Source organism: Mesorhizobium waimense (genome assembly GCF_003601975.1).
Lineage (GTDB): Bacteria > Pseudomonadota > Alphaproteobacteria > Rhizobiales > Rhizobiaceae > Mesorhizobium > Mesorhizobium waimense.
Genome location: NZ_QZWZ01000017.1, coordinates 110413 through 127159, shown reverse-complemented (window position 1 = coordinate 127159; position 16747 = coordinate 110413). Strand labels below are relative to the sequence as shown.

At 61.9% G+C, this 16747-nt stretch carries 11 protein-coding genes and 3 pseudogenes; 10 read left to right on the top strand and 4 right to left on the bottom strand.

Features of this window, described 5'->3' with window-relative positions; genetic code table 11:
* Positions 1–262 precede the first annotated feature (262 nt).
* The 9 genes and pseudogenes from secA to D3227_RS44055 all read left to right on the top strand — a co-directional run.
* Positions 263–2995, top strand: a complete 2733-nt coding sequence (secA, locus tag D3227_RS21870) for a preprotein translocase subunit SecA (protein WP_120016371.1) — start codon at positions 263–265, stop codon at positions 2993–2995.
* 294 nt (positions 2996–3289) lie between these two features.
* Positions 3290–4690 (top strand): lipopolysaccharide biosynthesis protein, encoded by a 1401-nt coding sequence (locus tag D3227_RS21865; RefSeq protein WP_120016370.1) that lies wholly within the window; start codon positions 3290–3292, stop codon positions 4688–4690.
* Positions 4690–5970 (top strand): GNAT family N-acetyltransferase, encoded by a 1281-nt coding sequence (locus tag D3227_RS21860; protein WP_120016369.1) that lies wholly within the window; start codon positions 4690–4692, stop codon positions 5968–5970. Before D3227_RS21865 ends, D3227_RS21860 begins: the two co-directional genes overlap by 1 nt.
* Positions 5971–6194: 224 nt before the next feature.
* A complete protein-coding gene (locus D3227_RS21855; RefSeq protein ID WP_120016368.1) occupies positions 6195–6809 on the top strand; it encodes a hypothetical protein in 615 nt (204 codons plus the stop codon).
* Positions 6810–7639: 830 nt separating this feature from the next.
* Positions 7640–8273 (top strand): annotated as a pseudogene (locus D3227_RS21850) (tyrosine-type recombinase/integrase).
* Between the two features lie 473 nt (positions 8274–8746).
* Positions 8747–10273 (top strand): winged helix-turn-helix domain-containing tetratricopeptide repeat protein, encoded by a 1527-nt coding sequence (locus D3227_RS21845; protein ID WP_120016367.1) that lies wholly within the window; start codon positions 8747–8749, stop codon positions 10271–10273.
* A gap of 352 nt (positions 10274–10625) precedes the next feature.
* The gene (locus tag D3227_RS42820) at positions 10626–10970 is read left to right on the top strand and encodes a hypothetical protein (RefSeq protein WP_120016365.1); all 345 of its coding nucleotides are present in this window, start codon (positions 10626–10628) and stop codon (positions 10968–10970) included.
* Between the two features lie 396 nt (positions 10971–11366).
* The gene (locus D3227_RS21825; protein ID WP_120016363.1) at positions 11367–12119 is read left to right on the top strand and encodes a DUF4336 domain-containing protein; all 753 of its coding nucleotides are present in this window, start codon (positions 11367–11369) and stop codon (positions 12117–12119) included.
* A gap of 267 nt (positions 12120–12386) precedes the next feature.
* A pseudogene (locus D3227_RS44055) lies at positions 12387–12530 on the top strand (pyridoxamine 5'-phosphate oxidase family protein); the annotation flags it as partial.
* Between the two features lie 39 nt (positions 12531–12569).
* Here the strand turns inward: D3227_RS44055 and D3227_RS21815 are convergent.
* The 4 genes and pseudogenes from D3227_RS21815 to D3227_RS21800 form a co-directional block, all read right to left on the bottom strand.
* Positions 12570–12800: pseudogene (locus D3227_RS21815) on the bottom strand (DUF1194 domain-containing protein); the annotation flags it as partial.
* A 133-nt stretch (positions 12801–12933) separates the two neighbouring features.
* A complete protein-coding gene (locus D3227_RS21810; RefSeq protein ID WP_120016362.1) occupies positions 12934–13821 on the bottom strand; it encodes a DMT family transporter in 888 nt (295 codons plus the stop codon).
* 6 nt (positions 13822–13827) lie between these two features.
* A complete protein-coding gene (locus tag D3227_RS21805; RefSeq protein WP_208646411.1) occupies positions 13828–14568 on the bottom strand; it encodes a hypothetical protein in 741 nt (246 codons plus the stop codon).
* A gap of 149 nt (positions 14569–14717) precedes the next feature.
* Positions 14718–15092, bottom strand: coding sequence for a hypothetical protein (locus D3227_RS21800; protein ID WP_147377653.1), 375 nt, complete (start codon positions 15090–15092; stop codon positions 14718–14720).
* 185 nt (positions 15093–15277) lie between these two features.
* Here D3227_RS21800 and D3227_RS21795 point away from each other — a divergent pair, with 185 nt between their 5' ends.
* Positions 15278–16654 carry a LuxR C-terminal-related transcriptional regulator gene (locus D3227_RS21795; RefSeq protein WP_120016360.1) on the top strand — a complete coding sequence of 459 codons (1377 nt, stop codon included), beginning with the start codon at positions 15278–15280 and terminating at the stop codon, positions 16652–16654.
* Positions 16655–16747: the final 93 nt, after the last annotated feature.

The following is a 16747-nucleotide window of genomic DNA, read 5'->3' as shown; positions in this document are numbered from 1 at the left end:
AGTTAACTCCGATGGGGATTGCCGGTGGGGGTTGCTTGAGCGAAATGGCTTGCAGATCAGCCGGATTGTGGCGGAATTTGGCGCGGCCCGCAGGGCGTGCGCGGCGTTGACATCAGTTGAGCCCCCTCTTATCTGTCCAACGACTTTGCGTCCAGAACCGTTTTCCGGGCGCTTTTTGCGTTTGTCCGCGTTTCACGCGGAATTGATGGGGCCGGCCGGCGCCCGTCGCAATGATTAGGAATGCTATCGAAAGGGCCATTGGATGGTCAGTCTCGGCGGTCTCGCCCGTAAGGTTTTCGGCTCCTCCAACGATCGCCGCGTCAAGTCGACCCGGCCGCGCGTCGAGGCGATCAACGCCATGGAAAACGAGATGCGGGCGCTCTCGGATGCCGATCTCAGGGGCCGCACGGAGAAATTCCGCCAGGACATCGCCAACGGCGCTTCCCTCGATGATCTCTTGATTCCTGCCTTTGCCACGGTGCGCGAGGCTGCGCGCCGCGTGCTCGGCATGCGCCCGTTCGACGTGCAGCTGATTGGCGGCATGGTGCTGCATAATGGCGGCATCGCCGAGATGCGGACCGGCGAAGGCAAGACCCTGGTCGCGACGCTGCCCGTCTATCTCAATGCGCTCGCCGGCAATGGCGTCCACGTCGTCACCGTCAACGACTATCTCGCCACCCGCGACTCCGAATGGATGGGCCGGGTCTACAAATTCCTCGGCCTGACGGTCGGCGTCATCGTCCATGGCCTCTCCGACGAAGAGCGCCGCGTCGCCTACGCCGCCGACGTCACCTACGCCACCAACAACGAGCTCGGCTTCGACTACCTGCGCGACAACATGAAGTACGAGCGCGCCCAGATGGTGCAGCGCGGCCATAGCTACGCGATCGTCGACGAGGTCGATTCCATCCTGGTCGACGAGGCGCGCACGCCGCTGATCATTTCTGGTCCGCTCGAGGACCGTTCGGAAATGTACAACACCATCGACGCCTACATGCTCCAGCTTGGCCCGGACGACTACGAGATCGACGAGAAGCAGAAGACCTCGATCTTCACCGAGGACGGCACCGAGAAGCTGGAGAACCTGCTGCGCGCGGCCGGCCTGTTGAAGGGCGAATCGCTCTACGACGTCGAGAACGTCGCCATCGTCCACCACGTCAACAACGCGCTGAAGGCACACCGGCTGTTCCAGAGGGACAAGGACTACATCGTGCGCAACGGCGAGATCGTCATCATCGACGAGTTCACCGGCCGCATGATGCCGGGCCGCCGCTATTCCGAAGGCCTGCACCAGGCGCTCGAAGCCAAGGAGCACGTGGCGATCCAGCCGGAAAACCAGACGCTGGCCTCCGTCACCTTCCAGAACTATTTCCGCCTCTACAAGAAGCTTGCCGGCATGACCGGCACGGCGCTGACCGAGGCCGAGGAATTCGGCAACATCTACAATCTCGAAGTCACCGAGATCCCGACCAATTTGCCGGTCATCCGCCGGGATGAGGACGACGAGGTCTATCGGACCGTCGAGGAAAAATACAAGGCGATCGTCAAGGAGATCCGCGAGGCGAGCGCCAAGGGCCAGCCGACGCTGGTCGGCACCACCTCCATTGAAAAATCCGAGCAGCTGGCCGAACGGCTGCGCAAGGAAGGCTTCAAGGACTTCGAGGTGCTGAACGCCCGCCACCACGAGCGCGAGGCGGCCATCGTCGCCCAGGCCGGCAAGCCCGGCGTCATCACCATCGCCACCAACATGGCCGGCCGCGGCACCGACATCCAGCTCGGCGGCAATGCCGAGATGCGCATTGCCGAGGAACTCGGCGACATGCCTGAAGGTCCGGAGCGCGAGGCCAAGGAAAAGGAAATCCGCGACGACATCGCCAGGCTGAAGGAAAAGGCGCTTGCCGCCGGCGGCCTCTACGTTCTGGCCACCGAGCGCCACGAATCGCGCCGCATCGACAACCAGCTGCGCGGTCGTTCCGGCCGCCAGGGCGACCCCGGCCGCTCGAAATTCTTCCTGTCGCTGCAGGACGATCTGATGCGCATCTTCGGCTCCGAGCGCATGGACGGCATGCTGCAGAAGCTTGGCCTCAAGGAAGATGAGGCGATCATCCATCCGTGGATCAACAAGGCGCTGGAAAAGGCGCAGAAGAAGGTCGAGGCGCGCAACTTCGACATCCGCAAGAACCTCCTGAAATATGACGACGTCTCGAACGACCAGCGCAAGGTGGTGTTCGAGCAGCGCATCGAACTGATGGACGGCGAAGGCCTGTCCGAGACCATCGGCGAAATGCGCGAAGGCGTCATCGAAGAGATCGTCGCCAAGAACATTCCTGAAAATGCCTATGCCGAGCAGTGGAACGTCGCCGGCCTCAAGGCCGAGGTGGCCGAATTCCTCAACCTGGACCTGCCGGTCGAGGAATGGGTCAAGGAAGAAGGCATCGCCGAGGACGACATCCGCGAGCGCATCACCCAAGCCGCCGACACTGCCGCCAAGGAGCGCGCCGAGCGTTTCGGCCCCGACGTGATGGCCTATGTCGAGCGTTCGGTGGTGCTGCAGACGCTCGACCATCTGTGGCGCGAGCACATCGTCAATCTCGACCATCTGCGCTCGGTCGTCGGCTTCCGCGGCTACGCCCAGCGCGACCCGCTGCAGGAGTACAAGGGTGAGGCGTTCGAGCTGTTCCAGGCGATGCTTGGCAATCTGCGCCAGGCCGTCACCGCGCAGCTGATGCGCGTCGAGCTGGTGCGCCAGGCGGCGGAAGCCCCACCTCCGGAAGCACCTGACATGTTCGGCAGCCATATCGACGGCACCACCGGCGAGGACGACTTTGAAGGCGGCGAGACCGCACTTCTGGTCCGCCAGGAGAGCAACGCCATCGTCGCTCCCGAGAACCGCGATCCGAACAACCCCGCGAGCTGGGGCAAGGTCGGTCGCAACGAAGCCTGCCCCTGCGGCTCCGGCAAGAAATACAAGCACTGCCACGGCGCATTCGCCTAACGGGCTCTCTTCCTTCCCCCCGTTCACGGGGGTGAGGCGTGGTCCGCGCAGCGGACGAAAAGCCAATTGTTTGGCTTTTCGAACAACGAACGCCCGGAGCGATAGCGAAGGGCTTGCCCGCAGGGTCGGATGAGGGGTGGCGCCGGCGTTCAGCAGCAGCCTGTGGGAATCCTTCATGCCCGCGGTGTCGCCGGGTCGTCCGCCGTGCGGACCGCTCCTCACCCAACCGTTTCTTAAGGTGTTTCGGATAGACCGAAATGCAGAAAAAGAGGCGGAAAACGGAGTGTGATCGGGGTGCGCTTTTCCGCGGCCACGACAGCCGAGCGGTTTTTGCCGCAGCGTTTGGCGCTGCGCATGGTGCCGCTGCTTGACCGGATCGACGCCGTGCTGTTCACCGCCGACGAGCGCGGCGAGGCCGGTCGCATGTCGGTCATCGCCTTTTCCATCCGTATCATCAGCGCCGTCATCGCCTTCGTCAGCCAGGTGCTGATGGCGCGCTGGATTGGCTCGTTCGAATACGGCATCTTCGTCCTCGTCTGGGTGACGATGGTCATCGTCGGCAACCTTGCCTGCCTTGGCTTCCACACCTCGGTCATCCGCTTCATTCCCGAATACCGGGAGCGCGGCATGCTGGCCGAATTGCGCGGCATCGTGGTGGCGAGCCGCCTGTTCGTGCTGATCGCTTCGACGGTGATCGCGGGGCTCGGCGCCCTCGGCGTCTGGCTGGGCTCGGCCTGGCTGGAGAACTACTACGTCGTGCCCTTCATCCTCGGCGTCTTCTGCCTGCCGATGATCGCGATGGGCGACTTGCTGCAAGGGCTGTCGCGCGCCAACTCATGGGCGCTGTTTGCGCTGTCGCCGACCTATCTTGTGCGGCCGGTGCTGATCCTGGCGTTCATGGCGCTGATGCTGACGTTGGGCTATGCACCCGACGCCAGGACCGCCATCTTCGCCTCGATCGCCGCAACCTATGTCACCACGCTCGGTCAACTGATCGGCGTCACCTCGCGCATGGAACGGATTATCCCGACCGGGCCGATGAAGGTGCATTTTGGGCGGTGGTTCGTCGTCTCGCTGCCGATCTTCCTGGTCGAGAGCTTCTTCTTCCTGCTCACCAATGCCGATGTGCTGATGGTCGGCGCCTATCTCGAGCCCAATGACGTCGCCGTCTATTTCGCCACCGTCAAGACGCTGGCGTTGGTGCATTTCGTCTATTTCGCCGTCAAGGCCGGCGTTGCCCAGCGCTATGCCCAGTTCACCCATGGCGAGCCGGAAAAGCTTGCCGCCTTCGCCCGCGAGACGGTGTCGTGGACCTTCTGGCCCTCGCTTGTGATGGCGCTGCTGGTGCTGGCGCTGGGACAGCCGATGCTGGTGCTGTTCGGCCCCGAATTCACCGCCGGCTATCCGCTGCTGTTCCTGCTGGTCTTCGGCGTCGTGGCGCGGGCCGCGGTCGGCCCTTGCGAGAGCCTTTTGACCATGAGCGGCAACCAGAACATCTGCGCCGCCGTCTATGCCATGACGCTGGCCTTCAACATCGGCCTCAATGTGCTGCTGATCCCGCATTTCGGCCTGTGGGGCGCGGCGATCGCCACCAGCTTCGCCATGATTTTCGAGGCGGGCGCGCTGTCCTTCACAGTCTGGCGCAAGCTCGGCATCGTCATGGCCATCTTCGTACCCGCCAGGAGAGCCGCCTGATGGCCGCCGTCCCGTTGCTTGAGGAAACCAGCGGCGGCCCCGCCGGCGCCATGGTGTCCGGCCTTGCCGGCCTGGCGCGCGAGGCCGATCCCGCCCATATCGAGATTCTCGCCAACAACCGGCCCGAGCGCAAGCTTGCCATCTACCCGGCCTCTGCCGGCTTCGATCTGGTCGAGGAACTGGACTATCTCTGCACCCGCACGATCGAACCCAACGTCTTTTTCAACCCGCGCTTCCTTGCCCCGGCGATGCCAAGGCTTGAAGACCGTGAAGTGCGCCTCGCTGTGATCCGCGACGGCGACGAATACCGCAACCGGCTGCGCCTCCTGGTGCCGTTCTCGGTCGAGCGGCCGGCGATCCCGCTCGGCGTTCCCGTGATGCGCACCTGGTCGAGCCCGTTCGGTCCGATCGGCACGCCTTTGGTCGACCGCGACGACCCGGTCGGCGTCATCGAGGATTTCTTCTCGATGCTGTCGCGGCCACATCTCAAGCTGCCGAAGGTCTTTGTGCTACCCGACATCCGGCTCGACGGCCCGGTCGAGAGCCTGCTCACCACTGTTGCCGAGACGCGCGGCCTGACCATGGTCACCACGGGCAGACTGGAACGCCCGGTGCTCGAAAGCGAGGCCGAAGGCGAGGAGTATCTCAAGGCCTCGCTGCGCGCGCACCACCATCGCGAATTCCGCCGCCTGAAGCGGCGCCTTGCCGACCTTGGCAAGCTCGAGCACGTCGTGGCGCGCGGGCCCGACGAGATCCGCCATGCCATCGAAAGCTTCCTGACGCTGGAGGCGGCGGGCTGGAAGGGCCGCGAGCGCACGGCCATGGCGATCGACCGCTTCCGCGCCGCCTTCGCCCGCGAGGCCGTGCACCGGCTGGCCGAACAGGATCTCTGCCGCATCCACTCGCTGACGCTCGACGGCCGCGCCGTCGCCTGCCTGATCGTTTTCGTCGAGGCCGGCGTCGCCTATACCTGGAAGACAGCCTATGACGAGACGCTGTCGGCCTATTCGCCGGGCACGCTGCTGATGATCGAGGTCACCAGGCAGCATCTCGACGATCCCAACATCGTGATGACCGATTCCTGCGCCGTGCCCGACCATCCGGTGATGAGCCGGCTGTGGAGCGAGCGCAAGCCGATGGGCACGCTGGTGATCGGGCTCTCGCCGGACGCCGACCGCCAGGTGCGCCAGGCGGCGTCGCAGCTGCATCTCTACCGCGAAACCCGCAACATGGCGCGCCTGCTGCGCAACCGCATGAAGAGCCTGCTGGGGCGGCGCTAGAGCGACTTTAGGAAAAGTGCGTAGCGGTTTTCCGACTTTTTCGAGTGCCCTTTTCCGACCAACGAGCCTTTTGGCTTAAGTCATAAGGGTTGCTGTTCCCACGCAGTGGGAAGGATTAGCATCGATACAGTTCCAACGGGGACGAGGCGGTAGAGTTGGCCGCGCGGTTAGCATCATTTGCGCCTCGGTCTTGCACGGCCAGAACCAAAATCTGGGAGGAGTGCATGACGAAGATAGCTAGTCTTGGGCGTCGCGGGATCCTCATTTCGATAGGTCTCGTCGGCGTATGTCTGGGCGCGGCCGCAGCTCAGGCCGCAGAACCCAACAAGGCCGAGATCGACGCCTTGAAACAATCGCTGGCCAAATATGAAGACTACAAGGCCGCCATTCGCGACCTCTACCTGTCGACGGTCGGATGCGTCTCCTACAGCGGAGAAAAGGTACCCGGAACGATGGACTACCCGAAGGGCGCGATGGGCATTCATTTCGTCAATGTTCCCAGCATCGGCCCGACAGTCGATCCGATGCGCCCCAACGTTCTGATCTACGAGCCGGTCGATGGCGGCTTGCGCCTGGTCGGAGTGGAATGGCTGGTGCCCCTGACTCCCGACACCAAGGCGCCGCCGGAACTCTTTGGACAGACGTTCATGGGACCGATGGAGGGGCACTATCCGCTCATCCCGAAGGAGTTCCACCACTACGATCTGCACGCCTGGCTGTTCAAGGACAACCCTAACGGAATGTTCAGCCCGACGAACCCGGACGTGAAATGCGAAAACTACTCGTTTCCGATGCCGGAGGAGCCGACCAAGATGGTGCCGGGACCGATGAAGATGTAGTGGCTCACGGGTCCAGTTGACGGCAGAGGCGGGGCGAGACCCCGCTTCTGTCGCTTCAGCCCGACTCAATCCCGAGGCTGTTGCGTGAAAAATGGTGCCCCTAGCCGGGGAGCAAAAAATGAACCTTTTCAATGGTCAATTTTGAAGGTGGGGCAGAATGAGCCCATCAGAATCCTTATGCTTTTCGTCGGACTTGTCTCACCAAAACCGACTTAGAAGAGCATTTTTTCAACGGCAAACGGGACCATTCGAGACCGCTCAGTAGCGCGTCTCCATGATCTCGCCAAGCGAGGCACAGCTGGATCAGAGAGGAAGGCAACCGAAACCGTTGACGGCAATGCTGCTTGCTCTGAAGTGAATTCCATCGTTCGGGACGAGGGGGTCGCAGGTTCAAATCCTGCCACTCCAACAAGAAAAAACAATGAGTTAGGCAACCCGAAGATTGCCTACCCCACAGACAGATATCCCCACAGAAAAAATGGAAAAGCATCCAGGCTGCTCGATGCAGCAGGCAGAAGCATTACTATCAACCTGCGACACGGTATTGCTGCCATTGCACCCGCCAGCCCAGGTCGGCACGTTTCCGGCGCCTACCAACCCTTCGCGATTTTGCAGATGGCGCTCATCTGAGGGCGCGCCATATAAACTATGTCTGCTTCGAGCCAAACGCATTCAATCGCCGACAGTTGTCGAATGACTTCAATGGGCCGAAACCTGCCCTTCCGCTTTCGGGGCGAAGTTACCGACAACCGGCCATTCCGCTGACGGCCCCCAACTGGAAAGCATCTGGGCGTTCCTTCCGTGGCCAATCATGGCGGAGGAGAAAAGATATGGGACATTCGCACTATGACCCCACCGCTCCCGACCACCGTGCATGGAACGCGGGCAAGAAAGTCGGGACGAAACGCCCGCTGAAAACCTCGACAGATATGGGCGATCCGATTCTTTCTCGACAGGGAGCGGCGCTTGCGCGATCGAGCCCTTTTTGATCTAGCGATCGACAGCAAGTTGCGCGGCTGCGATCTCGTCAAGATCAAAATCGGCACCTTGGTTCTCGGGCCGGAGATTCGGCCCCGCGCGATGGTCGTGCAACAGAAAACAGGCCGACCGGTGCAGTTCGAGTTGATGAGCGACGCACGCTCCAGTCTTCTCGCATGGCTGGAACGGCGCGGCGGTACGGTCGACGACTATGCATTCCCGAGCAGGATCAACATAACGGGTCACATCAGCACGAGGCAGTATGCCCGCCTCGTGGACGAATGGGTTGCGGCGATCGGACTTCGACCTCAGGAATACGGCACGCATTCGCTGCGGCGTACTAAGGTGTCGATCATTTACAAGGCGACGGGTAACCTCCGCGCTGTTCAGATTCTGCTGGGCCACACCAAAATCGAGAACACAGTCCGGTATCTCGGCGTCGACGTAGAAGATGCACTCGAACTCTCCGAGGCCACGGAAGTATAACCAGAAGCGGCTCCATTTCCGAGTGGAGCCGTGGATGCTACGCGCCTCATATCGGTCATTCAGTGCGCCATTGAAACTTCTCCAAAGCTGCCGTGCCAAATGATTCTTGCTAGCGACTGGGGCGAGAGGCGGTCTTATCGAGGGTTTCAGGGGCGCACTCCAAAACGGGGCCCTCATTCCATGAAAAATCACACTCACCCGCCGCGGTCGACCCGGGAAGCACCGAACCGCAAATGGCGGCTACCAGTAGCGTCACGCAGCGATCGCGGAGCGACCGGACAAGATCGGGTGGCAGACATCGTTTATCCCCTCCTGCGCGGTCGTGCTTCGTTGCGACGACCCTCGTCCGAGTAACGGGCGAGTTCCGATCGTTTGCCGAAATTGCGCCGGCCAGAGCCCTGAAAGGATGGAGAGCCGTCGGCGAAGTCCTAGTGTATGCTAGGCGACGGAATCCGTCACACGTGGGGATCGTCATGGTCGGTTCGCCAGCAACTGCCACCCTTGTCCTCAACGACAAGGTTGTCGTTGACCTGGAAGGCGAGACGCTCCGTCTTGGCAACGGCGACGCAATCGCCCTCAGGCCGCAGGCCTTTGCGGTCCTTCGCCACCTCGTCCAGAACGCGAACAGGCTGGTCAGCAAGGCCGAGTTGCTTGAAGCCGTCTGGGGAGGCGCCGCCGTTACCGACGACAGTCTCGTTCAATGCATCCACGAGATCCGGCGAGCGCTCGGCGACCAACGGCATGCGGTCTTGGCCACCGTCTCGCGGCGGGGCTACCGCCTGTCGCTGGAGGGTGGCGACGAGAGTGCGCTCGTCGGCCCTTCGATCGCCGTGCTGCCGTTCGCCACCATGAGCGGCGACGAGCCCCATGACTACTTCGCCGATGGCCTGGTCGAGGACATCATCACCAACCTCTCGAAGATCCCGGGCCTGTTCGTCATCGCACGCAATTCCTCCTTCGGCTTCAGGGGCGAGAAAGCCGATCCGCGCACAATCGCCGCTGAACTACGCGTTCGCTACCTGCTGCAGGGCAGCTTGCGGCAGTCCGGGGGGAGACTTAGGATGAATGCCCAGCTTGTCGACGGTGCATCGGCCACTCATGTCTGGGCCGACAGGTTCGAGGGCGCGGTAACGGACGTGTTCGAACTCCAGGATCGGTTGACCGAGCAGATCGTGGGCTCGATCGAACCGAGTGTCCGTCGTGCGGAGATCGAGCGCGCGCGCCGCAAGCGGCCCGAAAGTCTGGACGCGTACGATCTCTACCTTCGGGCCCTGCCGCACGCGCATGCGAACACGCCCGTCGAGACGGACAAGGCCCTGCAACTGCTGGCGCGCTCGATCGAGCTTCAGCCGGACTATGTCGCTGCGCATGGCTACGCCGCATGGTGTTACGAGCAGCGCTACCTCCGCAACGGTTTGGATCCCGCAGACAAGGCGGCCGCACTCAACCACGCCGACATTGCGTTAGGCATCAACAGCGACGACCCGCAGGCGATGAGCATCGGCGCGTTCGTCCGCGCGAACCTCACCCGGGACTACGACACCGCCCTCGAGGTGCTCGACCGGGCCCTCGCATTGAACCACAATTCGGCCTTGGCCTTTGGCTTCAGCGCTTTGGTCAGTGCCCACAGCGAGCGACACCAGCGGTCGGTGGAACATGCGCACAAGGCGCTGCGGCTGAGCCCGCTCGACGATCCGCTGAGCTACCATCCCTACTGCGCACTCGCCCTGACCCACCTCTTTGCCGAAGCCTTTGCCGACGCGGCCAGATACGCCGCTCTGGCGGTCCGGGCCAATCCCGGCTTCAGCATCCCGTACGCCTATCTGGCGGCCAGCCACGTCGGCCTTGGCAATGTCGAAGCCGCGCACTCTGCGGCACGACGACTGATCGAGGTGGCGCCGAATTTCTCGGTCGGCGGCTACGTGCGAACTAACCTGTTTCGGCCGTACTTGATGGACGCGCTGGCAACAGCCTTGCGAACGGCAGGGCTTCCTGAATGAGCCAGCCAGCGCGGACCGAACCGCGCGCAGGTGCAGCGCTGTCACAAGCCGCCGGTCCTCTCCCAGCCTCCTCGGTGCGTTCTTATTGCGACGCGGGGTTGAACGCGGCAAGGCGACGACTCGCATGACGCGCATCGGAAACGCTTTCCGAGAGAGGGAAGGGAGCCTCTCCTTCGCTTGGGCTACGAGCGGGGCCTTTCAGTGCCATTTTGTTAACCTGAGTTCCGAGCCCTGCGAAGATGCCGATCGGGGAAATATCGCCCTTTGATCGGAGTCCTTTCGTTACATCCGGCAGGACTTCGCTCACACTTGCCGGCGGATTTGCCACCTGCTGTCCGCCGGAACACGACAGATGAATCGCGCTTGGTGTTTCTCAGCTACCCTAGCGATGCTGTCTTGCTGGAATGGCGCTGGCGCCCACGACATCGAATCGGGATGGACCTATCCACCCGCTTGCTGCCGAGGCGACCAAGAGAGAGGCGATTGCCAGGAAATTCCGAATACCAGTGTGAGCACCGGCCCTGATGGTTTCAGAGTGCTGCTCAATCCGGGCGACCATCACCTCGTCACAAGGCAACACTTTTTCCGAATTCCGTATGGCGACACCATTCCGTCCGGAGACAGCCATTTTCACATTTGCTTGCACCCAACCGAAGATCACGCAAACTGCTTCTTTGCTCCTCCCGACGGATTTTGATTTGCGAGGCATCGGACGCATCCTATGGCGCCCGCGGAAGGCGCTCCTAAGGGTATATGGACTTCCTCTAAGTCATGCAGTCGTTCGGCGATCCAACGCAGCATCGGGAAGACCGCTGGCTAGGCCAGGGGGATTTCGGCGTTCGCTACATGCTCGCCACGCTCGGACGCTTGCTGATGTGGTTGTCTCGCGCCGGCCCGAAGTGCCGACTAGACCTACAGTTTGGGAGGTCGCAGGGCGAGCATTTCGCGGAGCGCGGAATGTCGGCCTGCTAACGTCTGCAGCCTAGAAGCTGCCGGTCCGCTCCCGGCCCCAAGCGGACAATTAGCCTGCTAGCCAGGCTGCGCCCCGCGCGGTAGTTTGGGCAGTTCCCAGCATGTTCGCGGTCGACAACACATGGGCGCCTCTCTCTACGAACCCATCAACGTCTATAAGCCGCTGGCGCCGGATATCGGCATCGTCGACGGTCCATTCGAATATTTGACTGTAGGCGGAATCAGGCTGCCGCTCCCGTTCACGACCCGAATGACAGTGGTGCGCCTTTCGACTGGCCACCTCTTCCTCCATTCGCCGATCAAGTTTGACGAGAGGCTGGCCAAGGAGCTGCGCGGGTTGGGTAGGGTTCGCCATCTCGTGTCGCCCAACCAGTTCCACTATGCGCACATCGGGGAATGGGCGAGAGCGTTTCCTGACACGATCGCCTGGGCATCGCCACGCGTGCGCCGGCGGGCACGGGCACGGCACGTGGATGTCGACTTTACGAGAGACCTCGACGTCAGGGCGCCGGAAGAATGGCGTCGGGAGATCGATCAGCTGCTCTTTCCTGGCGGCTATTTCAAGGAGTTCATTTTCTTCCACAAGGTCTCAAGAACGCTGATACTCACCGACACGATCATTAACATCGAATTGAACAAGATTGCCGAGCCATGGCGAACGGCCACCAAGCTTGCCGGGATGTATCATCCCTACGGCCGAATATTCTTCGGCATGCGTGTGCCGCTGCTTGTCCAGAGAGGGAAGGCGAACGCTGCGATCGGAAAGATTCAATCATGGCGACCTCGGCGGATCGTGCTCAGTCACGGCCGCTGCTTTGATGCGGATGCTGACAAGGTCGTCCGAAGGATCTTCGGAGCAGCGGGCGCGAGATAAGTGCGCTCCGCTTTCCACCCGATTGAGAAGTTGAACGCTCCGCCGCGGTACAGTCCGAGCCGATGCCCAGGCCGCCTCGGTCGCGCCACTACCGGTCATTGGCAGCGCGTCTCATAAGCTGACCATCAGCCACTGACCGGAGTCGATCCTTGCCTGCTCTTCGTACGGAGGACTTCTACCGCAAGCCCTGACCCGGATCAGCCATTGCGGCCGAGGCGCGCTTGCCCGCCATTGCGTTGATGTCAGCAATGACGCTGGAGACAACGGATGAACGAAGAGATCAGGAACAAGATCGAGACGCTGTTGGATCAGCATCGGATCATGACGATTGCAACGCTAAGGCCGGACGGCTGGCCGCAGGCGACGACCGTCGGCTATGTGAACGAAGGCCTTACCCTTTACTTCCTCTGCAGCGGCTTCTGCATCTTCAAGTCCGCAGACGTTTGTCCATGGTAGCACGGTTCGCATATGCCCCGGACCTGACCATTCGAAATATATAATGGAGATGCAGCCGAAATGGTTGCGGGCAATGGCCGCAATGATCTCCGGCGAAGTGATTGCCGCAGCATGACCCTCACGCTGCAGCTCGGCGGTATCGGGATCGATTGACGACGAGAAATCGACCGCGAATACTATCGCCGCGTCAACGTCTGCGGCGTTTGCCTGGAGACCCCACAACATCGCAGTCGCAAGCGTCCCGGCTAGTCCCAAACGCGGTATCGTGCCCATTGCCCACCCTTGCTCGATCCTCAATCCGTGACGGTCCAGATACGTCGCCCACGAGCACCCCACTTGAACCGCCAAGGGACTATCTTCAGCCTGCCGGCACCGGCTTTGCAATTTCGGATCTATGCACTGACAGCGACAGCAAGATGATTGCTCCAAGTACGATCGCAGCCCCGAGAGCCCCGACAGACGACAGCCGCTCCCCAAGAAACATGGCCGCGCCTATCGCTCCGAACACGCTCTCTGCGCTGACGATCACGGCGGCATGGCTGGCCGAGGTAAACCGTTGGGCGATCGTCTGGATGCCGAAGGCGGCCGCGGTCGAGAAGATGCCGAGCACCGCGAGTTCCGGAGCCGCGCCGCTGATGGCAGCCATCGATAGATTACCGTGAAGGGCGCCAAACGGCAGGGTGATGACGGCTGCGCCGAGGAATTGAGCGGCGGCAGCAGTGACCGGAGCGCCGTGGGTTTGCATATGGCGGCCGAGCTCGACCATCCAAAGCGCGTAGCATGCGGCCGAAAGTATCGCTGCGAGATCGCCCTGACTGAAGCTGGTGGTCAATCCTCCGGACAGAAGCAGCACGCCGACCAATGTCACGCCCGCCGCAAGGCCGACGACCGCGGTCGGTCGTTCACCGATCAGGAACCACGCCGCAAGCGGGGTCATCACCGTTGCCGTGCTCACCAGGAAACTCGCATTGGTGACCGAAGTGCCGAGATAGGAGACCTGCTGGATGGCAATGGAAATTGAAAATAGCGCGCTGACTTTGATGAGACTTGTCCAGTAGCCCGGTTCGAGCCTTCTTCCCCGTTCGAGCATCATCAGCGGCGCGGCCAAGAGTCCCGCGATCAGGCAGCGCATGCCTACGGCGCTAAGCGGATCGAGATGATCCAGCACGGTCTTCTGCGCGACGTTGCCGAACCCCCAGAAGGCGGCGGCAAGCAGCAGCAGACAGTTGGCCTGTGTCTTCGACATGGGCCGTCACATTCGATCTCGGTTGCCGGAGGACGATGCCAGCGCGCTCCCGGCTCGCACCTCCTGGAGCAGCAGCAACAGGTCTGCCTTGGCCCAAAGCAGATAGCAGACAAGCAATGTCAGCGGCGCTGCGACGAGCGTCCAGGAAGCGCCCGACCATGCCAGTTGCAGGGCACCGCCGCTCCCCACCGCGGCCGACACCATCGCCGGCAGGCGGCTGGCCAGAACGGCACTCCGGAACGGATTGGGCCAGTTGGCTGGCCAGCCGGGCAACGGCTTGCCGTCCTCGAAGGCGCTGCCGAACTTGCCGAGCGCATGCAGCAAGCCCGAGGTCGCCGCAAGCACAGGTTCGCCGAACAGGAACAGGGCGATGCCGAGTCCGATCGCCCCGACCCCCGACGTCATGTCGCCAAGGCGGTTTAGGGACGCGTCTGGGGGCGGCTTCCTGGCCCAGGCGCGGCAGTAGATCTCGCCGCTCCAGAAGAAGACCAGCGTGGCCAGGGTGAGCGACAGGGCAGCGATGCTGCCGACGAAATAATCAAGGAGCGCGGCATAGCCACTCAGGGCGGAACCCGGCGGCACGGCAACGATCTGGACCGTGACGCCCGTCGCCAGCCCGAGCCCATTGCCGAGATTGTAATATCCTCCGGGACCTACCATGCGTGAACGGATTGCCGCGGCGAACCGCGACAGGCCTGAAGTGTCGCCCGGCTCTCCGGCGGCATCGGGAAGGTCATGGATGGTCATTGATAAACGAACCCCGCGATCAGGCAGCGCACGCAGAAGACGTGCTGGATCATCTCGATCCGCTCAGCGCCGAGCAGCAGACAGTTGGCCTGCACCTTCGACATATCGATGTCTCGACAAAAGCTGGTGTTATATGGCGCGCGGTGAGATCAGCTTGGGTTAGGCCGCGGTCGATGGTTCGGGCTTCCTTCGGTGTTCGGCTCGGTCATCGTGCTCTTGTTGTCTTCCGCCCTGTTCAGATTGGCGCAGTGCGGGTGAGCGTCGGCGGGGACGATCTCATAACCGGCTGCGATCAACTGGAGGCTCATCTCCTCGAAGTGACGCTTCGAGCCGCTGACGATCGATTCAGGCGTGTAGTTCCAGCCGTTGCGAGCAGCATTGGCCAAGATGCTGGCATAGGCATGCATGCTGGCGATTTTCACGTTTGATTCCAGCAACTGTCGGCACCCGCTTGCGAAAGAAGGCGACGGTTGGGCGGAATAACCCAAGACCGTGCATGCCAGCACTATGGATACAGAACGCATGGAATCCCCCTTAGCTGATTGTTTGTTGCCGTTGGGGAAGCTTGCGCCGTGCGAGCCTGCGGCGGAATCGGGCAGATGCGGTATTCGGCCTAGTGCATTTGTAGCATTCTTCCGCTACGGAGGGGTTTAGAAGGACGGGGGTCCACAATGGTGCTCGGCGCTTCGAAAGCTCAAACGCTTGTCGCCTGTCGGGTCGCGAGCGCGAGGTCGCGGAAAAATTTGCCGCCGGCCTGACCTATCGGGAGATCGGCAAGGCGCTTTTCATTGCTCCGGCCACTGTTCGCACTCACCTTGCGACCATCTACGGAAAACTTGGGGTGCGGACCAAGATCGGGCTCGCGGCGTACTTTGCCGGCGCTTCCGGCGCTAGGCCGGGCGGGCTGTCACCCCATCAAAGCGGAAAACCGCGGCTGGCGGTGATGCCGGTTAAGGGTCAGTTCGGCAAAACAAGGACCGATGCGGATGCGTTGACGCGCGCGTTGACCGCAGAGCTCGGCCGCTTCTCCCAGATCGGAATCGTCGCAGCGGCCACAATGTTCGCGCTCGCGAAGCGGCATCTCACTGTCAAGGAAATCGGCAGGACCACGGGAGCCAACTATGTCCTGGAAGTCGCGGTCCATAGCCAGGACAAGGCCACGCACGCCTTCGCGCATCTCGTGGACGCCGAGGAGGAAGTCGAGGTCTGGAGCGCAAGATATGATCTCGCCCAGACGTCATCGCATGGCGAATTGACAGGCGTGATCAGCGGAAACCTCTTCCAGGTGTTGATGAAGCATGCGGCAGGCCCGCCCGCCCTCGAGGAAGCAATTCAGCACCACAAGCTCTATCTGAAGGCGTTTTACCACGTCGAACGGCCGACGGCGAAAGGCATGGTCGTAGCGCGGCGTCTCTGTGAAAGGCTCCTCGCCGCCGAGCCAGAGCATGCCTTGATAAGGGAGACTCTTGCCTGGGTCGATTTCCACTCCTGCTTCAACGGATGGTCCAGTGAACCCATCCAGGCCTTTCGCCGGGCTGGTGATGAGGCGCGGGCCGGACTTTGTTGCCATGACCGGGAAGCATCTCTGCACAGTGCTCTCGGATTGGCCGAGACTTATCTCGGAAACTTGCAGACGGGCCTTGGCTGCCTGCGGCGGGCCATCGCACTCAATCCGAACGATGCAGAGTGCCGTACCTGGCTGGGAATCGGGCTGACTTACGCCGGAGATCTCGAAGGTGCACAGGCAGCTTTCGCGCGGGCCGACCTTCTCAGTCCGAATTATCATCCGATCTTTCTGTTCAGGGGCGATGCCGAATACGCCGCGGGGAACTATAACGCCGCGACTGCCTCGTTTGATCGATTTCTGATGGTCCTGCCTGAATACCACTGGGCACGGCTCCTGCGGGCTGCATCATACATCGGGATGGGCGATCTCAAGTCTGCGCGGAATGACGTGTCGTTCGTCTCGCGCGAGTCGCCCACGTTGACCGGCAAGCATGTCGATCAATTGCAGCAAGCGCGCGGTCCGGAGTTCAGAAATAACCTGTTGTCACGCCTCAGCGCAGCAGGACTGCCGTGGAAGTGACCCATCGAGGATGACATTTGGCGCATAAGGTCCGGTTCCGTGTCAACTTGCGTCATGGCGGGCTCCAACCCGAACGGCGGGAACGGGTGATGG